A 22,549-nucleotide genomic window follows, 5' to 3' on the forward strand; every position below is an offset into this window, starting at 1 on the left:
AAGCATGCCATCTGACTGTTTAAATATGTATTAAATCGAACGATTTAACAACATAGATTTTATATGACCAATGGCTTTAGTTGGATTCAAGCCCTTTGGACAAACGCTAACACAGTTCATAATACTGTGACAGCGGAATACACTGAATGCATCATCAAGATCAGCTAATCGCTCTTCAGTTGCCGTATCACGCGTATCTGCTAAGAAACGGTAAGCATGAAGAAGACCTGCTGGACCTATGAACTTGTCTGGGTTCCACCAGAACGAAGGACATGAAGTCGAACAACATGCACATAAAATACACTCATATAAACCGTCTAGCTTGTCACGATCTTCAACAGACTGAAGACGCTCCTCGCCACCCGTTGGCTTATCATTGATAAGGAACGGCTTAACTTTTTCATATTGAGTGTAGAATTGGCTCATATCAATTACTAAGTCACGAATAACCGGCAACCCCGGTAATGGACGAAGAATGATTTTGCCTTTTCCATTTTTCTGTAGCGATGAAATTGGCGTAATACATGCTAGGCCATTTTTGCCATTCATGTTCACACCATCAGAACCACAGACACCTTCACGACAAGAACGACGGAAAGAAAGAGTAGGATCTTGCTCTTTTAATAGTAAAAGCGCGTCCAACACCATCATGTCACGACCTTCTTCTACTTCTAGTTTATACTCCTGCATATGTGGTGCATTGTCCACATCAGGGTTATAACGATAAACAGATATTTCTAAAATTGCCATCGTTTTACTCCTAGTAAGTACGTGCTTTAGGTGGGAATGCTTCACGAGTTTTCGGCGCGTAGTTTACTTCACGCTTGCTCATGCTTTCCGTTTCAGGATTGAATACTGTATGACACAACCAGTTCTCATCATCACGATCTGGATAATCAAAACGAGAGTGTGCACCACGGCTTTCTGTACGGAAATTCGCGGCAACCGCTGTTGAGTACGCAGTTTCCATTAAGTTATCTAGTTCTAGACACTCAATTCTTTGCGTATTGTATTCAGTCGACTTGTCATCTAAACGAGCATGCTGTAAACGCTCTCTGATCTCTTTAAGCTGCTGTAAACCTTCAGCCATAGAGTCACCTTCACGGAATACAGAGAAGTTTAATTGCATACATTGCTGTAGATCTTTCTTAATTTGTGCAGGATCTTCACCCTGACCTTTCGTCGAGTTTTCCCAGCGATTATAACGCGCAAATGCCGCATCGATGTTATCGCTTGACGCTTGCTTAGTCACTTCAGCATTCGCCAAGTATTCACCTAAGAAGTTACCCGCAGCACGACCGAATACAACCAAGTCAAGCAGTGAGTTACCACCTAGACGGTTAGCACCGTGTACAGATACACAGGCGATTTCACCAACCGCAAATAAACCTTCAACGAGTTTATTATTACCCTCAGCATCAACGCTCAATACCTGACCGTTAACGTTTGTCGGTACACCACCCATCATATAATGACATGTTGGAATAACTGGGATCGGCTCTTTAGCTGGATCAACGTGCGCAAATGTTTTAGATAGATCACATACACCCGGTAAACGTTTATACAGTGTTTCTTCGCCTAAGTGGTCAAGCTTAAGCTTAATATGCGGACCTAAAGGACCATCACAACCACGACCTTCACGAATTTCTGTCATCATAGAACGAGCAACTACGTCGCGCGACGCAAGGTCTTTCGCGTTAGGTGCATAACGTTCCATGAAACGTTCGCCATCTTTATTTAAAAGATAACCACCTTCACCACGACACCCTTCAGTTACCAGTGTACCCGCACCTGCGATACCTGTCGGGTGAAACTGCCACATTTCCATGTCTTGCATTGCAATGCCTGCGCGTGTCGCCATACCTACACCGTCACCAGTATTGATATGAGCATTAGTCGTAGAGGCATAAATACGTCCAGCACCACCTGTTGCTAGTACAACGGCTTTTGACTTGAAGAAGGTAATTTCACCCGTCTCAATTTCAATTGCAGTACAGCCAACAACATCACCGTTATCGTTCTTAACGATATCTAGTGCATACCATTCAGAAAAAACGTTCGTTTTATTTTTGACGTTTTGTTGGTACAACAAGTGCAGCAATGCATGGCCCGTTCGGTCAGCTGCTGCAGCGGTACGAGCAGCTTGCTCACCACCGAAGTTTTTAGACTGACCACCAAAAGGACGCTGATATACGCGACCATTTTCAAAACGAGAAAATGGTAGACCCATATTTTCAAGTTCTGTGATCGCCTCTGGACCAGTTTGACACATATACTCGATTGCATCTTGGTCACCGATAAAGTCAGACCCTTTGACCGTATCGTACATGTGCCATTCCCAGTTGTCTTCATGTGAGTTACCTAGCGCAACAGTGATACCACCTTGCGCTGAAACCGTATGAGAACGTGTTGGGAAAACTTTCGAAATCAATGCGCAAGTTTTGCCTGATTCAGAAATTGCAAGCGCTGCACGCATACCAGCACCACCGGCACCGACTACAACAGCGTCAAATTCACGTACATGATATTTCACTTAAACACCCCACAAAACAAACAGGCCTATTGCTACGTAAGCAAGCGCCATAAGGTTTAACACGAAGCCAAGTACCGAGCGCAATGTCGTACACTTTACATAATCCGTTAAAACTTGCCATAAGCCGATAGTTGTATGCACCATAATGCATACAAGCGTCACTAAGGTCGCAGCTTTAACCGCTAAGTTTGAAAACAAACCTTGCCAAGCTTCGAATGTTAGTTCTGGTGTTAGAAGTAAATAGCCGACGATAAACACAGCATATGCTGCAATGATTAACGCGGTTGTACGCAGTGAAACGTAATCTTGTACGCCATCGCGTTTCAGAGTTGCTTGATTTAAGACCATATCCACACTCCTGCTAACACGGCTACAATTACAGAAATTGCAATCGCAATATTAGCGCTGCTGTTACCTGACTCTAATTCTTCCCAATGACCCATGTCTTGGATCAAATGACGGATACCAACGATTAGGTGATATGCCAACACAGAAAGCGTGCCCCACGCGATGAATTTTGCGATAAAGCCGTTAAACAGCCCTTTCACTAATTCAAAACCTTCAGGAGAAGAAAGAGACTCAGACCATGCCCAAAGTACAAACGTTAAAGCGAAGAATAATGCCACACCAGTTACGCGGTGTAGGATTGACGCTTTAGCCGTTGCTGGCATCGATATAGTCGTAAGATCTAGATTTACAGGTCTTTGCTTTTTCACAGTTACTTGCCCATCTTGCCCACAAAGGAGCTCATCTACTTTGTTTTTATAAAATCCACTTGCGCGACATGCGCAAATGGCACACTCTAGGTATACCTTCTTTTTGAACAAACCGATCTCAATATGCTCTGTTTGTTGTAAAAAAAGGTTTACCCACAGACGATACGGTGTAAAACCTATCACAGTATATAAGGCCGTGCGCGCTTTTACAATTCTTGTTTAGATTGAGACGCTTGCGAATTAGCCAATGGTATAATATTTAAACTGCACAGAATATTTATTATACATCTTTGCATAATTCCTAGAAAAATTGACTTTATACCCTAGTTTTACGTTAAAATGATCTGAATTTGCTTAACATTAGTATCACAACATAACAATCAGAATTGTTATTCCATAGGAGATAAATAGATGGCAGATAAAAAAGCCACAGTCCATATTGATGGTCACGACCCAATCGAGCTACCAATCTACTCAGGTACCGCTGGTCAAGATGTAATTGATGTTCGTACTTTAGGGGCTCATGGCCACTTCACATATGACCCAGGTTTTATGTCTACCGGTTCTTGTGAATCATCTATCACCTACATCGACGGTGGCAAAGGTGTTCTTTTACATCGCGGTTATCCGATTGAGCAGCTAGCTGAGCACTCAAACTACATCGAATTATGTTATTTACTACTAAACGGTGAGTTACCAACAGCTGAGCAACATGCTGAATTTGCAGATGAAATCACTCGCAATACCATGATGCATGAGAAAATTGCCGCGTTCTTCCAAGGCTTCCGTGTAGATTCACACCCAATGGCAATGCTGTGTGGTGTAGTTGGTGCATTATCGTCTTTCTACCACGACGATTTAGACATCTCAGATGCTAACCAGCGTCAGCGCAGTGCTATCAAGTTGGTTGCTAAACTTCCGACAATTGCTGCAATGGCGTACAAATATAACGTTGGTCAACCATTCGTTTATCCACGCAACGATTTAAGCTATGCAGAAAACTTCTTGCATATGATGTTCTCTGTCCCAGCGGAAGATTACACAGTTAACCCTGTTGTAGCGAAAGCTATGGACCGTATCTTCATGCTACACGCTGATCACGAACAAAATGCTTCAACGTCTACAGTACGTTTAGCTGGTTCATCAGGTGCTAACCCTTATGCATGTATTGCTGCTGGTATCGCGTCACTATGGGGACCTGCTCATGGTGGTGCAAACGAAGCGTGTCTTAATATGCTTGAAGAAATCGGTTCGCTTGACCGTATCGACGAGTATGTAGCGAAAGCAAAAGATAAGAGCGACCCATTCCGTCTAATGGGCTTCGGACACCGTGTATATAAAAACTTCGACCCTCGCGCAACTGTAATGCGTCAAACTTGTCATGAAGTTTTAAAAGAGCTTAATATTCAAGATCCGCTTTTAGACGTTGCAATGCGCCTAGAGCAAATTGCCCTTGAAGACCCATATTTCATCGAGAAGAAACTTTATCCAAACGTTGATTTCTATTCAGGTATCATCCTGAAAGCTATCGGTATTCCAACAAGCATGTTCACAGTTATCTTTGCTATGTCTCGTACTGTTGGTTGGATTTCTCACTGGGATGAGATGTTGTCTCAAGCAGGCCACAAAATTGGTCGCCCTCGCCAGCTTTACACAGGCTACGCACAACGCGACTATTCAGATGCAGCAAAAAGATAACGCCTATCTTTTATAAAAAGGCCGCCTTTGCGGCCTTTTTTATTGCATATGACAAAAATCAAATTACAATCCACTTCGGTAAAATCATCGGAAATAATATACATGAACACCATAGCTGAGCTTCGTCACGACTTCCCTTTATTGACTCGTACGGTTGATGGTCAGCCTTTAATCTACCTAGATTCTGGTGCTACCAGTCAAAAGCCTCAGTGTGTTATCGATGAAATAAATGATTTTTATCGTAAAAACAACGCTAACGTACACAGAGGTTTACACTCGTTAAGTGAAATCAATACATTCAAATATGAGCAAGTGCGGGTAAAACTAGCAAAATACTTAGCCGTTTCAGAACAAGAAATAGTCTGGACAAGCGGTGCTACAGAAAGTATCAACATTGTTGCTGCGGGCATTGCCAAAAGCTTGAGCCAAGGTGATATTATCCTGATTAGCGCATTAGAACACCATGCCAATATCGTCCCATGGCAACAAGCAGCAAAACTCAGCGGGGCATCTTTACAAGTGATGCCAATAGACCAACAAGGTGTGCTGGATTTAACCTCAGCCTTAGATATGATCGCCCAGTTACGACCTAAAGTGGTTGCATGTACCCACGCTTCAAACACATTAGGGAATATTAATGATGTAGAGGCGATAATTAAAGCAGCAAAAAAAGCAGATGCTGTGACCGTTATTGACGGCGCACAAGCATTTCTACACCTTAGGCCGAATTTATCGCATCTAGACTGTGATTTTTATGTCGGATCTGCACATAAAGCACTGGGCCCTACAGGGCTCGGTTTTTTATTCGGAAAATATAACAAGCTCAATGCCCTACCCATATTCAAAACGGGTGGGGAAATGATAGAGACAGTCACTTTTTCAACTACAACTTACCGAAATGCTCCTGCAAAATTTGAGCCTGGCACCCCTAATATCTCGGGCGTACTTGGCTTCGGTGCCGCATTAGATTACCTCGATAAAATTGATTTTGATCTCCTACAAGCATACGAGCAAGCACTATTTATATACTGCCTAAATGCACTCCAAAACATAGAGGGGATCACCATTTACGGCGATACCGAGAATAATATTGGCACCATCAGTTTTAATTATCGAGCCGAGCATCACTACGACATAGCCACGCTATTGAATAGTTATGGCGTCGCCCTGCGTAGCGGCCATCACTGTACTCAGCCACTCATTTCAGAACTAGGAATTGAAGGTACATTAAGAGTAAGCCTTGCTTTTTACAACTCTCACGCCGATGTGGACGCATTTATTAGTGCTCTGAAGAGTAGCATTGAATTAATCGAAGGATAAACTGTGAACTACCAAGAAATACGAAACACTCTCATCGCCGCTCATAGTTGGCAACAAAGCTATAGAGAGATCATGATGCTTGCAAAACAGCTGCCTAGCCTTCCTGATTGTTTAAAAACAGATGATTCGCTCATAAAAGGCTGTGAAAGTAAGGTTTGGTTACATATAGATTTAGATGAAGATCAGCAAAACCTTATCCTCGTTGGTGACTCTGACACTCGGATAGTAAAAGGACTATTTGCCATTATTATAAGTATGTATAGTGGTATTTCACCAGCACACGCGAAAGAAGTTGACGCTTATGCTGAGTTTGAAACTTTGGGGTTAATTAAGCACCTTAGTCCGTCTCGTGGCAATGGGGTTCGCGCAATCATAGAGACTATCCAAAGCAAACTTTCTCAGTGGTAAACACTGAGAAAGCAAATATCTAAACACTCTGCATTTTTTCTCTTTTTTGCAAATACTTTTTAATGGCCCTTGATGCCGCAAAAAAGCCAAATGTCCCCGTTATCATCGTTGCCGATCCAAAGCCAGTAGCACAATCCATGTTTTTCGACCCATCAGCCTGTTGCTTAGCCTGGCATACTTCTCCACTTGATGTTGGGTAGACAAGTTGTTCAGTCGAATAGACACAATCAACAGCAAACTTTCGTTTTGGGTTTGACGTAAAGTTATAATTTTTACGTAAAATATACCGTACTTTAGCCAATAAAGGATCTTGAGTGGTTTTCGCCACATCGCCATATAAAATTTGGCTTGGATCCGTTTGGCCACCAGCGCCACCAGTGGTAATAATGGGTAGCTTCCGGCGTTTACAATGAGCGATTAGCGCTGACTTCTCTTTAACTGCATCAATACAATCTATCACATAGTCATAATCTGTAATATGATCTGTAATATTATCTAATGTTAGAAAGTCATCCACTAAACTCACTTTACAATTGGGGTTTATATCTAGCAAACGGGATTTCATGGCTTCAATTTTTTGTTCACCCACGCTACTTGAAAGTGCATGTATTTGACGGTTTATATTAGTCACACAGATATCATCTAAATCAATCAATGTGATATGGCCAATTCCAGTACGAACCAACGCCTCCGCAGCCCAACTGCCAACACCGCCAATACCGACCACACAAAAGTGAGCTTGTTGTAGCCAATTGAGTTGCTGCTCACCATATAAACGTGAAATACCGCCAAACCTTAATTGCGTTTGTTGTTCCATTATACTACCACTCTAGCGACCATGGGCTGTTCCACTTTGAGAAAACCTCATGATTAATTAATTTCATAAACTTTTCGCCCTCACAAGGAACAGCCTGATAATTGTAGGTTTGGCCATGCCACTGAAAACGAAGTGCATAAGCATGCAAATATACACGGTCAGCTTTCTCACTTCCGTATAATTCATCACCAAAAATTGGTGCTGAAATACTCTTCATTGCCACCCTAAGCTGGTGCGTTTTGCCTGTGTAAGGTTTTAAAATAACGCCTCGAAGCCCAGCTTCAATACTCATCGTATAAAAACGTGTTATTGCAGGGTTATGCACTGATTTAAGTAGCTTATGTGCACCTCTTCGGGCCTTAGACATATCGCCTTTAATCCAACCTTGTTTTTTATTTGGCTTATTAGCAATAAGAGCTAAATACACTTTGTCTATTTCTCTGTTTGCAAATAACTCACTTAACTGGCTGGCTACGGTGCTAGATTTAGCGAAAATCAATAGCCCTGATGTCACCTTATCTAAGCGATGGACAGAAAAAAGTTTTATCTTAAGCTGAGCTTCTAATTGCACAACGAAGCCCGCACCGCCTTCGCTATGAAAACTTATTCCCGCGGGTTTAATCGCAACAATAAAATCACACTCATCTGCGATTATTTCAAACTTGCTCATTAACCAACTCAACAACTCGCGCTAAATCTTCTGCCGTATCTACGCCTGCGTGCACAGGCTTTGCAGCTTTTGATATTTTTATTTTGTGACCATGATATAGAACGCGTAACTGCTCAAGCGACTCTTGACCCTCAAGTGGCGATACAGGAAGCGCCAAATAATCTTTAATAAACCCAGCTCTGTATGCATAAATACCAACATGCCGCTGAAAATTATCAACAGGAATTGCGTCTTTATCTAACGCTAACATACTGCTGCGTTGAAAAGGGATGGGTGAGCGAGAGAAATACAATGCATTGCCGTGAACGTCGTTTACCACTTTTACCGCATTAGGGTTTAATACTTCTTCAACATCTTCAACATCCACACTAAGTGTCGCCATCGGTGCATTCGAGGTCGTTAACAAGCTTGCCACCTGATTTATGTTTTCAGCTTCGAGTAACGGCTCGTCACCTTGTACATTAACAACAATTGTTTCAGGGTCTAATTTCAGTGTTTCAACAACTTCCGCTAACCTTTCAGTGCCTGACTGATGATCCTCTTTCGTCATTAAAACCTTATCGGTAAACCCTCGTACAGCATCAAACACCAATGAATGATCTGTTGCAATGTACACTGCGCTCGCATCGGAGCGGGAAGCTTGTTCAAAAACATGTTGGATCATTGGCTTACCACAAATATCCGCCAACGGTTTTCCAGGTAAACGACTCGATGCATAACGGGCAGGTATAACGACTACGAATGCCACTTTTCAACCTCGTCTAAACTCAATTCTCTTGCTTCGTTTTCTAATAAAACTGGAATATCATCTCTAATTGGATATGCTAACTTGGATGCAGTACTGATAAGTTCACTGTGCTCTTTGTCATATTGCAACTTACCTTTGCACACAGGACAGGCTAAAATTTCTAATAACTTTTTATCGAAGGCCATGATGGATCTCTTTATTCTTTAAAATATCTAATAATTGATTTACTAACATCTTACTCGGTTGTGCTTCAACTTTTAAGTAATACCAATTCTCTTTTGCAAAGCTTTGGCATTTTACAGCGTCTTTTTCGGTCATAAATATTGCCGTATCACCAAATTGACTAAAGTCCGATTTTACATACGCATGATGATCACGAAAGTGTGCAGTATCGATGATATCAACACCTTCTTCTTGCAATGATTTTTCAAAGCGCTGAGGATTGCCTATTGCGCTAACAGCGACTCCTTTTTTAGGGTAGTCTTCGCACTTGAGCCCGGTATGAACACTGTAAATACCCGTGCTTTGTAAAACGTAATTAACAGGTGCAGTACCACCATTTTCGATCACAAGGTCAACATTATCTAGCCGGCTAGGGAGCTCTCGCAATGGCCCTGCTGGCAATAAACATCCGTTCCCGAAGCGACGCTTGCTATCAACGATACAAAACTCAACAGATCGTTGCATCTTATAATGTTGTAATCCATCATCAGAAACGATTAAGTCTATTTTATATTTATTCTTAAGATAGTTGCAGCTTGCTTCTCGGTCTGGCCCTATCACTACAGGGCAACCAAGACGTGAATGTAATAAATAAGGCTCGTCACCAGCCTCTGTTACCGAACTCAAGTCCGTCACCTCAAATGGGTAATTTGGCGCTTGAGACCCATAACCTCGACTTATCACTGCAACTTTAAATCCTTGTGTCTGCAAAAACGCGACCAACCACAAAGCAAATGGGGTTTTGCCATTACCGCCAATACTGATATTGCCGACAACAATAATCGGTGTATGTGACGTAAATCGTTTCAGTAACCCCAGTGAAAATAGCCCTCGCCGAATAGTTGAAACAGCCCAAAACAATAAACTTAATGGCAATAACAAATAGGTAACTAAGGACTTAGGTTGGTACCATGTTTGCTCTATACTTTTCAAAACTTATTCACCATACTGCATTTTGCACAACGCCGCATAAGCCCCTTGCTGGGCCAATAAGCTTTGATGAGTGCCTTGTTCAACAATTTCGCCTTGCTCCACAACATAAATTTTATCTGACTTTTCGATTGTTGAGAGTCGATGTGCTATCACAATAGACGTTTTATTTTGCATTAAATTATCGAGTGCATCTTGTATTAACCGCTCTGACTCAGTATCGAGCGCTGACGTTGCCTCATCTAAAATAAGGATAGGTGCATCTTTAACTATGGCGCGAGCTATTGCCAGTCGTTGACGCTGCCCACCAGAGAGCATAACGCCATTCTCTCCAACCATTGTATCTAACCCGTCAGGGAGATCTTTAATAAACTCCCAAACATGTGCTTGTTGTGCAACAGACTTTAACTCGTCAGAAGACAATAGTGTTTCTAATCCGTACATAATATTATTGGCAATGGTATCATTGAACAATACAACTTGCTGTGAAACGACAGCAAACTGCCTTCTCAAGTCCTGTAAAGAGAGTGACTTGATGTCTACACCATCAAGCTTAATAGACCCTTGCTCAATATCATAATAACGAGGCAATAAGTTTGATAATGTTGACTTGCCAGAGCCAGAGCGCCCAACTAGGGCAATACTTTCACCCGCAGTCACGTGTAAATTAAGCGATTTTATAACAGGGACGTCTTTTGTAGGATAACAAAACGTTACGTCTTTAATTTCCAACTGGCCGTTTGCTTTATCAAGCGAAACCGTGCCCGTGTCTTTTTCTGTCTGTGTATCTAAAATTTCAAAAATACTTTGCGCTGCAGAGATCCCGCGTTGTAAATCGCTATTCACGTTCGCCAATTGCTTTAATGGCCTCAACATCATCATCATCGATGTCAATAGTGAAACAAATGCCCCTGCGCTGATAGTATCAATCATCGAAGGCATGGCAATGATCGCTAGAATAAGCGCCATTGCGCTTGCAGCCAGTATTTGAATAACAGAAACACTTAATGCACGTGTCGCATCCATTTTAACTCTTTGCTGTCTGTTTCTATTATTCACAATTGAGAATTTATCGATTTCTTTTTTTTGCCCACCAAAGCCATGAATAACTTTATGGCCAGCAAGCATTTGCTCAGATCCGCGGGTGACTTCTCCCATTGCATCTTGAATATTTTTCGATATTTTACGAAAACGTTTAGAAACAAGGGTAACAATCAGTGCGACAACAGGAATAATAATTAAAAAAACCGACGATAACTGCCAACTTGAGCGGAACATAACCACAAGTAGAAAAATAACAAAAGCGCCTTCTCGGATCATAACTTGTAGTGCACGTGTGATCGCTTGTTGAACTTGCTCAGTATCGAACGTGATCTTTGATATCAGCTCACCATTGGAATGTTTATCATGAAATGAAACAGGCAAGTACAGCATATGTTCATATAATTCTTGTCTAAGCTGCCTAACGACTTGCGAACCTACATAGGTCAGACAATACGATGCCATATAATTGAAAATACCGCGACCAAGTACCAATGCTATTACAACAATCGGTGCCCAAGACAGTATGTCCACATTTCTGTCACTCAAACCTTCATCTATAAATGGTTGCATTAAGCGAACAAATAGCGCATCCATTGCGGCATATCCAAGCATCCCAATAACGGCACATATGGCAACCGCTTTATACTCAAACGTGTAAGCCAGCAAACGTTTATAAATTTGCTTCGCGCTCATTTGCATATACTTTCTTCCAATCTTTTTCTACAAAACAAGGTATTGTACTTGTCATACTAATAAAACAAAATGCCCAACTTAAATTAATCGCCGATGTACTCTGTATTCGATAAAATATTACCTAAGAAACCAAAATTCCTTGGCAGTTCGAGCCTTACTGAGCACTAATTCATCATCAAACACCTTTATATTAATATGGCCATTGATGGCTGTATCTAGTTGGACTACATCTGACTCTCTATACCTATCGACAACCTCGGAATGAGGGAGTTTCCATTGGGAGTGATAACTACGCGAATAGATGGCAATTTCGGGGTTTACTGCCCGAATGAACTCATCAGATGACGATGTTTTACTGCCATGATGCGGAGCAAGCAGAATCGTGCTAGTTAGCTTGCCAAGAGGATACTGCTCTATTAGCTTAAATTCAGCTTTACGCTCAATGTCTCCAGGTAACAAAAGAGAAAACTTACCGTCACTTATTTTAACAACGCAAGAGTTATTATTTTTAGAGCCTAAATCAAACATAGGCCATAAGGTCTCAACAAATACGGTGTTAAGCTGTAAAGATTTCAACTCACAATGGCTGTGGGTATTACCTTTATGAAACTCCGCCAAAGATTCAAACCGGTCAAACCTATAAAGCTCCTCAACCCCTCCAATATGGTCTTTATCTTGATGACTTAGTATTGTGTAAGCCAACTCTATGTCATTTGCTACAATATGCGGCTGAACCACATGTTCAAAAATGGCGTATTTATTAAAGTACTTAGCCCCTAAATCGTAGAGAAGCCCTTTTCCTTGACTGCTGACTAATACCGACGTGCCATGCCCGACATCAAAAACATCTATCTCCCAACGTGGCTGAATGAGCGTCAACCTGTAAACTCCATATAATACGATTGGCCACCAAACCAACTTTCTTATGGGGTCAAAAAGCAAAAATATGAATACACTGTAGATAAATAGCAAAGTAATTAATTCAATTTTCCCACTATTCCACCAGCCATTTGAGCCTAATACCTCTATAGCACTTTGTAATAGCCAATTAAATAACCCATCGAACCGCGCTAAAGCGCTGGTTATGTTTACGAGATAAGAAAGCGCAACACCCAACAGGATAAAAGGAAAAATAACAAACGTCAGCAAAGGAATTGCAACTAAGTTAGTAAATAAACCCGCCAAACTAACACCTTGAAAAATAAAGATGCTTAGGGGCGCTAGCAAAATACCAATGTAAAACTGCACTTTGATTAACCGAAACAACCAACTCATAGGTGTTATAAAATCAGTCTGATAATGCACAACGGAAATAAAAATAGCGGTGACCGCAATAAATGAGAAATACCACCCAACATTTAACAGCACAAACGGGTCTAGTAATAAAGTTAAGCTTGCAGCGATAAGCAATAACCTAGGTTTGCTTATATTCCTTTTCAAAAAGTACACTAATGTAGCTAATAAAATCATGCTATAAGCTCTTATAGCAGATACGCTCATACCGCTTAAATAGACGTACATAAACGCAATCACTAGCCCAGCTAACGCGTAAAACATTCTCAAATGGTATCGCTGTACCTGGTCGTTTCTTGTAATACTAAGAACCACCCAAGACGCAAATTTGCTTATCCAAAATGAGATCGCAAACACGATCCCTATATGTAACCCAGAAATTGCCATCAAATGACTCAAACCAAGTGTTCGCATTACCTCCCTGTCGTTATCTTCAATCTTACTTTTATCGCCAGTCAGCAATGTATAGTAAAACCAGTTAAGTTCTAAGGATCCAAATGTGCGCCATATAAAATGCCTATATTCATGATATGCGCTTTCATCTTGCGGCCCCAACAACTGATAGCTGTTAATTCGTCCTTTAAATATTATTTTATTTTTAAAAGCGTAAAGTTCACTATCAAAGCCTGAAAAGTTTTTTCGTCCTCGAAACAACCTTAATTTGGCGTTACCTGTTAATTTTAAACCAGTTTGAATATCGAAACCTGTATTTTTAATGGCTAAGTTAGCCAATGGCTTCACTAAAGGTCCGTAGTGCATATCACCTACTTGGGACAAGCGTACTTGAACATAATTTGTAGGTTGCCCCCCTAACACTCGCTGTATCTTACCAACAATGAATACCTCCTCATTAAATGTCATATTTTCAGTGTTAAATGTGTAAAATAAGCTGTGATGACCAATAACATTGAAAATAGACACAATAAACCCTAACAATACGGGCAGAAACCGCTTAAAATAACGGGACAAAATCGTGAGGAAGACAATACAGCTATAAAACTGCCATGTTTTGTAAAAAAATACGGTGATGATACAGCCGAATAGAAATCCCCAACACATAAAAATTGAAGTATACGGTTGCTTGCTATGGCTAAAAAAACGATTCAACGCTTTTTACCTGATCACAATAAAATTAAAGAACAAAAATCCTTGAAGATTTTTGGCCGTTGGTTACATGATGCGAACCTATGGCATTTAAATCGGCGCTCTGCACGAGGTGCTTTTTCGGTTGGTTTATTTTTCGCATTCATCCCTGTTCCTTTTCAAATGATATTAGCAGCAGCATTCGCAATTCCATTTCGCGTAAATTTGCCACTTTCCGTTGCTTTAGTATGGCTTACTAACCCACTAACAATGCCTCCTATTTTTTATTGCTCCTATATTGTTGGGGTATTTGCACTTGGACAAGAAACTCAGCCATTTCATTTTGAAGCAAGTTGGGAATGGTTAGTCCAAAGCATAGCAACAATTGGCCCCGCATTTATGGTTGGCTCACTGATCTGTGCTTCAATCGCCGCAATATTAGGTTATTTTAGTATAGATTTTTTATGGCGTCGCTCTGTCTATAAAGCGTGGGAAGCACGTAACAAATAATACTTTTCATAAAGCAAAAAAAAGGCTCCAATGAGCCTTTTTTTTGCTTTATGACCCATACTAGGTTGGGTCACTATATGCTATATCGACATTTTCTTTTTGCGTCTTAGCCATATAAACGGCATAGACAGTAAACTAAGCCAATACGCAGTACCAGACTGACGTTCGTAAGTTTCAGCCTCAGGTGGTGTACAGTCTTCTACTTCACCACTTATCGGAGTCAACATAACAGGGACAGTTACCGACTCATATTCAACTTCACCTTTGCTGTCGGTTTCGACCTCTCCAAGTCTGTTACGACGCTCTTCTGTCTTAACAGCAATAGCATAAATCGTATTTGAGTCTGTTATTTTGATCGCTTCAGCTATCGTATAAGGGTAAGCATCGCCATTCGCATCTTTACACGGTAATAGTGAATTAATGTTAACAATGCTTTCGTCACCTAATTTATATAAAAACCCTTCTCTTCGACGATTTGTACCACTTTTTTCAACTTCACCTTGACCAACGACATAACCCGTATTATTTATGTCATTAATAGCGGTCTCTGAGCCCGTAAAGTAAGTTGGAATATCATTAATTTTCTGAGTCGTCATGTCATAGTAAAAACCAACAGTATCAAATGGTGATCCTTGGCTCGACTTGGCTCGATACCCTACAATCACGTTACTATTATTTACATCAACAGCTTTACCCGTTTTATACCACTCATCTTTTTCAGAGATATCCGTAAATTGACCGTCCTGAAAGTATCCAGGAACAACCAATGAATTTATCTTGTCATCATATCTCGCTATCGAGTAACCCACCGTAATACCGGCGTTATTCGTCGCCATAGCAACACTATAAATGTTACTCTCTTCATCGTCCCTTCGAACTGCACCTACCCCAATCTCTTCTGCACCGGTGACAATAAAATTATCATCAAGCGTCCACTGGTATGCACGTAAGTCATAAAAAGATGACGAACCATTTAAGTTTGTAGCTCTTCGCTCCTCCGCCCACACACAGGCTTGTATAGGAGTTGTTTCGCCTTTGCATCTATCATCAAAATCATCTTGACGACGCTGGATAATCCCTACACTTGCATAGCCCACTACATGATAACTACCATCTGCCATACGTTTAATGTCAGTAGCAATACTAGCCCCACCATGCTCGGTGAACGAAGGCTCTAATGTTACTTTTTCACCCGATGGCGTGATTACTATACCACGCGTACCCCAATCTCTTACAAAAAAGGTATCTTCCTCAGTTTCATCTTTTGGCGTAAACTGTGTTTTTAAAAAAGGTGCAGAGCCCCACCCAACAATAACGCCATCGTCGCTAATTGCAGTTAAATAATTTCTTACCGACCGGGTTAATGAATCGTAGTCCGGACTTTGAACGTCAAATAAAACTTGCTCATCAGCAAACTCTGCATCAAACGATATACCAATACGATCTTCAAGTTTTTGATATTCAGATGACCCACTCAAACCACTTAGAAAGCCAATCATAAACACATTAGCGTCTGCATTTGTTGCAGTAGCGCCATTTTGAACATCTTCTAGTGTAAATGTGATTGTTTCATCAATTAACTCATATCTTCGCTTTTCAGCGTCATAAGCGTTTTTAATACGTGAATCATCGAAATCAATATAACTTACATCAATAGGCAAATTATAAATATGTGATGCAGTCCCAATAACCTTACCATTTTCATTCGCATCTGAAATGATTGTGTTAGCTGCGCCATTATGCCTTGGTAATTCTGTAAGTTGATATGTGGCAGCCAAAGCCTGGCCACTCAAGCCAGCAAAAATGCCCGCTGCTATTAAAGTGTGCTTCATTTTATTCCTTAATACTGATTCTGTAATGCTTCAAGTTCTTCCCAACGCTCAAACGAGGTTTCAAGCTTCGACTCAAGGTCAGCTAAATGGTTCAACGCGGCTTGCGTTGTTTCTGCATCTTGCTTGAAAAAATCGGCAGAGTTAACAATTTCTTGCTGTGCTTCTAATGCAAGCTCAAGTGACTCTACTTTACTGGGCAACTCTTCTAATTCAAGTTTTAATTTGTAACTTAACTTAGTATTTTTGTTACTCGATTGCGGGGCTGGCTTTGTATTTAACTTTTCATTCTTCTGCGTTTTTTGCTTATCAAGCTTTTCTAACTCTTTGGCCTGGGCAGCTCGATGGGCAACATACTGTTCATAGTCACTATACCCACCGACAATTTCCGTGATCACACCTTTGCCTTCAAAAGCCCAAACACTATTACACGTGTTATCAATAAATTCCCTATCGTGGCTTACTATTAATATTGTGCCTTGATATTGATTTATAATCTCTTCTAATAGTTCTAGCGTTTCAATATCGAGATCATTGGTTGGCTCATCCAAAACCAAAATATTTGAGGGCTTAAGAAATAACTTTGCCAATAAGAGTCTATTTTTTTCGCCACCTGACAATGCCTTTACTGGCGTTCTTGCTCTGGCTGGCGGAAACAAAAAGTCTTGTAGATAACCCAACACATGACGGCTTCGGCCACCCATCATAACTTCTTGCTTACCTTCTGCAACGTTATCTTGTACCGTCGCATTTTCATCTAGTTTCTCTCTATATTGATCAAAATAAGCAACTTCTAGATTCACGCCTTGTTTAATTTTACCCTGATCTGCATCTAAGTTACCAAAAAGCAACTTGAGCAGTGTTGTTTTACCCACACCATTGGGGCCAACAAGCCCGACTCTGTCGCCTCGCATCACCAAGGTAGAGAAGTCTTTGGTGATCACCTTATCTTTAAAGGCATGGTCAACATGTTGCGCTTCAAAGACCAACTTACCTGAACGATCGGCAGTTTCGATGTTAAAGTCTGTTTTGCCCACTTGTTCGATACGCTGTTTGCGCTCAGTTCGTAGTGATTTAAGCGCCCTAACACGACCTTCATTACGCGTTCTTCGCGCTTTGATCCCCTGTCGGATCCATGCTTCTTCTTCCGCTAGTTTTTTATCAAAGAGTGCATTTTGCGTTTCTTCGACTTTGAGGTCATGCGCTTTCTGTTCTAAGTAGGTCGCATAATCGCCCGGGTAAGAAATTAACTTGCCTCGGTCTAGGTCTAATATACGGGTCGCTACAGCACGAATAAATGCCCTGTCATGCGATATAAAGACAATGCCACCTTTAAACTCTTTCAAAAACTGCTCTAACCAAATCACACTGTTCATGTCTAAGTGGTTCGTTGGCTCATCAAGGAGAAGTAAATCGGGTTCACAGACCAACGCCTTCGCAAGCGCTACTTTACGTAACCATCCGCCTGACAACTTTTCTAAACGCATATCACCCGTTAATTCAAGCTGGCTTAATACCGCTTGAATACGGCTTTCAAAACGCCATGCATCAGCCGCTTCGATTTTAGTTGATAATCGCTCAAGTTTATTGAGTTGGGCTTGAGATTGATCCGTTTGTAATGTTTCATTGACCTGATTAAACTCAATCAGTAGGTTTGCGATATCAGGCAAACCACTGGCTACATAATCAAATACAGGGCCTTCAGCACCTTTCGGTGGATCCTGTTCTAATCGTGAGATTTTAAGCTCACCAACACGATTAATTTCACCATCATCAAGTACAACTTCACCATCTAGTACTTTTAACAGTGTTGATTTACCAGCGCCATTCCTGCCGACAATACATACTCTCTCACCCGCTTCAATAATTGCGTCGGCATTATCTAGCAAAGGGTGAGTTCCAAACGCCAATTGCGCTTTGGCTATTCTTATTAAATCCATATTATTCTACGAGTTGTTGAATTTGAGATAGTTCAAAAGGCCATGATAACTGTACATGATCGCTTTTGCGCTCGAATACCGGAATAGTTGTTTGATAACTTTGCATCAAAGCTTCATTGCTCGTGATATCAATTTCTTCGATATCACTGGCAGGTAAAGTTTGTAGAGCAAGCGAATAAGCTTGCTCACAAAGATGACAACCATCGGTATGGTATAAAACAAACCTAGCCATGTGTGATTAACCAGCTATTGTGAATTTGTTTGTTACGCTTAAAATCTGGTGAGAGTGTTTTTTCTGAAATATTTTCAGCTTTAAGTCCTAATCCAATCAGCGCAACTTCATCCATTTTAAAGCCACGTTTATTATTAGAGAAAACAAGTGTGCCATTGGGACTCAATATATTTTTTATCCAAGTGAATAACTGGATATGGTCACGCTGTACGTCAAATGCTTCTTTCATTCTCTTTGAATTAGAAAATGTAGGTGGATCTAAGAAGATCAGATCATACTGCCCTTGAGCATACTCCAACCATTTCAAACAATCAGCCTGTTCAAACCTAAAACGAGTATTTTTCAACTCATTAAGTGCAAAGTTTTCTTCTGCCCATTTTAAATACGTTTTTGACATATCAACAGTTGTAACCGCTTTAGCACCCCCCAAAGCTGCATGAACCGACACAGAGCCGGTATATGCAAATAAATTAAGCACACGTTTACCATTGGCGTTCTCTTGAATATAGCGACGTGCAAGACGGTGATCCAAAAATAACCCAGTATCAAGGTAATCAAACAAGTTTACTTTAAACTTAGCGCCGAACTCTTCCACGATCTCAAAGCGATTCTGCTTATCCATTGACGTATATTGTGCTTCACCTTTCTGGCGTTTTCTCACTTTTACGGCAATATTCTCAGGTTCTATATTGAGTTGCTGTGCCGTGAGTGTGATCACATCCTGTAAACGTTTTTGCGCTACATCATCTTCAATTTCTTTTGGCGCAGCATACTCAAAAATCACAGCACAGTCATTGTACACATCTACAGCCACGTTATATTCAGGGATATCTGCGTCATAAACGCGATAAGCTGATACCTGCTCTTTTTTAAGCCACGACTTTAATGCTTGCTTGTTCTTTTTTACTCGGTTTGCGAACGCGCTTGACCCTTCATAGTTCAGCCCTGTCGCACGTTCATTCTGATTCACTTGGCGCTCATTTAATTCATATAAATTAAACTCAGCATCTAATGGACCATTCTTAAATTTATAACGTTTTTCTCGCGACAATTTCAATAGTTTAAACAAACTATCGTCTGTTCCTAATAAAGCCAGCTTCCAGTTAGGAAAGTATTTTTTAAATGCCACACCCATATTACGGTGTAAATTGACTAACTCAGCCATTGAACCAATACGCTCACCGTAAGGTAAGTTACTGATCACAACACCCGGACGTTTGGCAATGCTTTTCAATTGATTCGCATCACCTTGCTTAAACTTAATCGTGTTACTCACACCAGCACGACCAGCATTTTGCTCGGCCACTTCAACGAGTTTACTGTCAATATCTGAACCAATTAGCCATAAGTTATTATCTTGCTGCTGTTCTTTAAGTTCAGCTTTGACTATATCAAACTTCGCTTTTCGAAAGCTTGGTAAACGCTTAAACGCAAATTCACGTTCAGTATTCGTTGGCGCGTTATTTGCCATACCCGCGGCTTCAATCAGCAGCGTACCCGAACCACAACATGGATCAAATAAAGGTTGCGTAATGTCATCTAACCAACCACTACGCTTAACTAATGCGGCAGCTAAGTGCTCACGAATAGGCGCTTTACCCTGCTTAGTTCTGTAACCACGGTCAGATAAACGAGGTCCAGAATAATCAATATATAACGCGCATTTGTTGCGATTAAGTTTCGCTATAATACGAATATTTGGCTCAGATTTATCAACATTAGGCCGCTGTTCATATAAGTCATTAAAATAGTCTACTACACCATCTTTAATCACTAAGCCTGAAAATTGTGTGTTCTTTAGCTCTGTGTTGGTACCATTAAACTCAATCGCAAATGTTTGCGTTGGTCCGAACCAATCTTGCCAAGCTTGAAAGCGTGCAAATTTATAGAGCGCATCTTTATTAGATATCTCTTCACTTTCATCAATTAAAAGCATGATCCGAGTGGCAAAGCGCGTCATCATACAAATTCTTTGCGCGGTGCTATTATCCGTTTCAAATCGGACCGAACCGACACTTTGTTTACCCAGTGTCACGCCTGCTTGTTCTAATTCTTCAGCTAATAAGTGCTCTATGCCGATAGATGTAAGTGCGATAAATTGCAATGTGCTAACCCTATGTATTCAATTGGAAGCGAGTATAACATAGGTTAACGTGAGGAGGAGTAACAGGATTACGCTGATTTGATAATTTTATCGGCGATCACTAACGGATGGATCCTGTCGTTTAACACTTTAATGGCTTGAAATTGCTCAAGCTCTAAATGCTCATCAAGTTTGAAGTTCGCGGTCAAATTAATGCAAAGTGACGATTCTTCACAATACTCAACGATAAAAAATTCACCCGTTTGAGTTTTCGAATGTAAGCTGATAATCGCCTCGGTACATGCTTCCCCCCCTTGATAAGGATGAAAAAACCAACTCTTTGCTTGTACTGGCAATAAATAAAACTTGGCAGCGGTTGCATTCAGTGCAATTTGACAACATTGCGCTTCACTCCACACCGCGAATTTACATAGGTAGGCAAATACATTTTGATAGTAGCCAGCTTCATTTAGGCTAAAGTTTGGGCTATGAACAATATCTTGAGTCAGCTGACGCTGTCTGAATGGGGTACATAAACTGAGGTCTTCACCTAGGTCTACGAGCAAGCGATTTCGGTGGCTACATAACTGCCATTGCCATTCTTTAGATGCTTGCACAATACGACTCCCACCAACTATTTATGATTATTTAATAGTAGATGGGAGTATAACTAAAAAACCTAAACTGTGAAATTTTTTATAATAACAATTTGTTTAGGATCATTTTGTTATATAACGGATCCTTATAACCCGTCAACGATCCTTTTCACCAGCCCTGGACCTTCATATATAAAGCCCGTATATACCTGAACCAAATCTGCTCCAGCAGAAAGTTTCTCTTTTGCAGATTCTGCTGAATCAATGCCACCAACGCCAATTATTGGTAATTTACCGTCGGTAATGCGTCTCAACTCATCAACAACAAACGTCGACTTTTCTCGAACTGGACGACCCGATAATCCACCGGCTTCTTCGGCATACTGCATACCTTGAACCGCAGTGCGCTCCAGTGTCGTGTTGGTGGCAATCACGCCATCGATGCGATTTTTTGTAAGAGATTCAGCAATTTGAGCAACTTGCACCGCGTCAATATCAGGCGCTATTTTAACAAGCATAGGCACTGACTTATTGTGTTTTGCAATTAAATCCATTTGCTCATTCTTCAAGCTTTCAAGCAAATCATCGAGTGCATCTCCGTATTGAAGGTCACGTAAACCTGGCGTGTTAGGCGATGAAATGTTCACCGTAATATATGACGCGTGTTCGAATACTTTACGCATACAGTGGATGTAATCATCTTTGCCCTGTTCATTCGGTGTATCTTTATTTTTTCCTATATTGATCCCTAAGATCCCAGAATACTTTGCCGCTTTTACATTATTAACTAAGTTATCGACGCCTTTATTATTAAATCCCATACGATTAATAACCGCATGTGCATCAGGAAGCCTAAAAATACGTGGCTTATCGTTTCCAGCTTGAGGCCTTGGCGTCACCGTACCAACTTCAAGAAAACCAAAGCCCATTTGTCCAAACGCATCTATGCACTCTGCGTTTTTGTCTAATCCGGCAGCCAATCCAACCGGGTTTTTAAAATCAAGTCCTAAGAAGTTCACTGGCTTATCAGCCACTGTTTGAGACCACGCAGCACTCAGTGGTGTATTTGCAAAACGACGTAAGTTATTTAATGCAAAGTCGTGGGCCCATTCAGCATCGCGGCTAAACATATAACGTCGTGCAATATCGTAAAACATGAAAACTCCTAAAAGATCCTAAGTAAC

The 22,549-nt window shown here is 40.9% G+C and carries 21 protein-coding genes; 4 read left to right on the plus strand and 17 right to left on the minus strand.

Annotated features, from left to right (window positions below; genetic code table 11):
• Positions 1-30 precede the first annotated feature (30 nt).
• The 4 genes from BGP78_RS04960 to sdhC are packed head-to-tail and all read right to left on the minus strand — an operon-like array spanning position 31 to position 3,249.
• A complete protein-coding gene (locus BGP78_RS04960; protein WP_119860367.1) occupies positions 31-750 on the minus strand; it encodes a succinate dehydrogenase iron-sulfur subunit in 720 nt (239 codons plus the stop codon).
• 10 nt (positions 751-760) lie between these two features.
• Positions 761-2,533: a succinate dehydrogenase flavoprotein subunit gene (sdhA, locus tag BGP78_RS04965; RefSeq protein WP_119860368.1), complete on the minus strand. Its 1,773-nt coding sequence runs from the start codon at positions 2,531-2,533 to the stop codon at positions 761-763.
• Positions 2,534-2,881 carry a succinate dehydrogenase, hydrophobic membrane anchor protein gene (gene sdhD / locus BGP78_RS04970; protein WP_010363915.1) on the minus strand — a complete coding sequence of 116 codons (348 nt, stop codon included), beginning with the start codon at positions 2,879-2,881 and terminating at the stop codon, positions 2,534-2,536.
• Complete coding sequence (gene sdhC / locus BGP78_RS04975) at positions 2,872-3,249, minus strand: succinate dehydrogenase, cytochrome b556 subunit (protein WP_119860427.1); 378 nt, start codon at positions 3,247-3,249, stop codon at positions 2,872-2,874. The genes sdhD and sdhC overlap by 10 nt, the downstream gene beginning before the upstream one ends.
• A gap of 411 nt (positions 3,250-3,660) precedes the next feature.
• Between sdhC and BGP78_RS04980 the strand changes: the two genes are divergently transcribed.
• From BGP78_RS04980 to BGP78_RS04990, 3 genes are all read left to right on the plus strand, one after another.
• The gene (locus BGP78_RS04980; RefSeq protein ID WP_119860369.1) at positions 3,661-4,947 is read left to right on the plus strand and encodes a citrate synthase; all 1,287 of its coding nucleotides are present in this window, start codon (positions 3,661-3,663) and stop codon (positions 4,945-4,947) included.
• Between the two features lie 102 nt (positions 4,948-5,049).
• Positions 5,050-6,267, plus strand: a complete 1,218-nt coding sequence (locus BGP78_RS04985; protein WP_119860370.1) for an aminotransferase class V-fold PLP-dependent enzyme — start codon at positions 5,050-5,052, stop codon at positions 6,265-6,267.
• A gap of 3 nt (positions 6,268-6,270) precedes the next feature.
• Complete coding sequence (locus tag BGP78_RS04990; RefSeq protein ID WP_119860371.1) at positions 6,271-6,675, plus strand: SufE family protein; 405 nt, start codon at positions 6,271-6,273, stop codon at positions 6,673-6,675.
• A 19-nt stretch (positions 6,676-6,694) separates the two neighbouring features.
• Here BGP78_RS04990 and tcdA read toward each other — a convergent pair whose 3' ends face one another.
• The 7 genes from tcdA to BGP78_RS05025 all read right to left on the minus strand — a co-directional run bounded on the left by tcdA (position 6,695) and on the right by BGP78_RS05025 (position 14,013).
• Entirely contained in the window at positions 6,695-7,492 is a 798-nt protein-coding gene (tcdA, locus tag BGP78_RS04995; RefSeq protein ID WP_119860372.1) for a tRNA cyclic N6-threonylcarbamoyladenosine(37) synthase TcdA, read from the minus strand.
• Positions 7,493-7,496: 4 nt separating this feature from the next.
• Positions 7,497-8,162, minus strand: coding sequence for a TIGR01621 family pseudouridine synthase (locus BGP78_RS05000; protein WP_119860373.1), 666 nt, complete (start codon positions 8,160-8,162; stop codon positions 7,497-7,499).
• Positions 8,149-8,910 carry a 3-deoxy-manno-octulosonate cytidylyltransferase gene (kdsB, locus tag BGP78_RS05005; protein WP_119860374.1) on the minus strand — a complete coding sequence of 254 codons (762 nt, stop codon included), beginning with the start codon at positions 8,908-8,910 and terminating at the stop codon, positions 8,149-8,151. The genes BGP78_RS05000 and kdsB overlap by 14 nt, the downstream gene beginning before the upstream one ends.
• Positions 8,898-9,095, minus strand: a complete 198-nt coding sequence (locus BGP78_RS05010; protein WP_119860375.1) for a Trm112 family protein — start codon at positions 9,093-9,095, stop codon at positions 8,898-8,900. The genes kdsB and BGP78_RS05010 overlap by 13 nt, the downstream gene beginning before the upstream one ends.
• Positions 9,082-10,065: a tetraacyldisaccharide 4'-kinase gene (gene lpxK / locus BGP78_RS05015; RefSeq protein ID WP_119860376.1), complete on the minus strand. Its 984-nt coding sequence runs from the start codon at positions 10,063-10,065 to the stop codon at positions 9,082-9,084. Before lpxK ends, BGP78_RS05010 begins: the two co-directional genes overlap by 14 nt.
• Before the next feature lie 3 nt (positions 10,066-10,068).
• A complete protein-coding gene (gene msbA, locus BGP78_RS05020) occupies positions 10,069-11,805 on the minus strand; it encodes a lipid A export permease/ATP-binding protein MsbA (RefSeq protein WP_119860377.1) in 1,737 nt (578 codons plus the stop codon).
• Positions 11,806-11,916: 111 nt separating this feature from the next.
• Positions 11,917-14,013: a DNA internalization-related competence protein ComEC/Rec2 gene (locus BGP78_RS05025; protein WP_182912222.1), complete on the minus strand. Its 2,097-nt coding sequence runs from the start codon at positions 14,011-14,013 to the stop codon at positions 11,917-11,919.
• Positions 14,014-14,178: 165 nt separating this feature from the next.
• Between BGP78_RS05025 and BGP78_RS05030 the strand changes: the two genes are divergently transcribed.
• Positions 14,179-14,685: a DUF2062 domain-containing protein gene (locus BGP78_RS05030; RefSeq protein WP_119860379.1), complete on the plus strand. Its 507-nt coding sequence runs from the start codon at positions 14,179-14,181 to the stop codon at positions 14,683-14,685.
• Positions 14,686-14,765: 80 nt separating this feature from the next.
• On the opposite strand, the gene BGP78_RS05035 is transcribed toward BGP78_RS05030, so the two are convergent.
• The 6 genes from BGP78_RS05035 to pyrD form a co-directional block, all read right to left on the minus strand.
• Positions 14,766-16,517, minus strand: a complete 1,752-nt coding sequence (locus tag BGP78_RS05035) for a DUF3466 family protein (protein ID WP_119860380.1) — start codon at positions 16,515-16,517, stop codon at positions 14,766-14,768.
• 8 nt (positions 16,518-16,525) lie between these two features.
• Entirely contained in the window at positions 16,526-18,454 is a 1,929-nt protein-coding gene (locus tag BGP78_RS05040) for an ABC transporter ATP-binding protein (RefSeq protein WP_119860381.1), read from the minus strand.
• 1 nt (position 18,455) lies between these two features.
• Complete coding sequence (locus tag BGP78_RS05045) at positions 18,456-18,686, minus strand: glutaredoxin family protein (protein WP_119860382.1); 231 nt, start codon at positions 18,684-18,686, stop codon at positions 18,456-18,458.
• Positions 18,679-20,790: a bifunctional 23S rRNA (guanine(2069)-N(7))-methyltransferase RlmK/23S rRNA (guanine(2445)-N(2))-methyltransferase RlmL gene (gene rlmKL / locus BGP78_RS05050; protein WP_119860383.1), complete on the minus strand. Its 2,112-nt coding sequence runs from the start codon at positions 20,788-20,790 to the stop codon at positions 18,679-18,681. The genes BGP78_RS05045 and rlmKL overlap by 8 nt, the downstream gene beginning before the upstream one ends.
• A 68-nt stretch (positions 20,791-20,858) precedes the next feature.
• Complete coding sequence (locus BGP78_RS05055; protein WP_119860384.1) at positions 20,859-21,389, minus strand: cell division protein ZapC domain-containing protein; 531 nt, start codon at positions 21,387-21,389, stop codon at positions 20,859-20,861.
• A gap of 122 nt (positions 21,390-21,511) precedes the next feature.
• The gene (gene pyrD, locus BGP78_RS05060; protein ID WP_119860385.1) at positions 21,512-22,522 is read right to left on the minus strand and encodes a quinone-dependent dihydroorotate dehydrogenase; all 1,011 of its coding nucleotides are present in this window, start codon (positions 22,520-22,522) and stop codon (positions 21,512-21,514) included.
• Positions 22,523-22,549 lie beyond the last annotated feature (27 nt).

Source organism: Pseudoalteromonas sp. MSK9-3 (assembly GCF_003590335.1).
GTDB lineage: Bacteria > Pseudomonadota > Gammaproteobacteria > Enterobacterales > Alteromonadaceae > Pseudoalteromonas.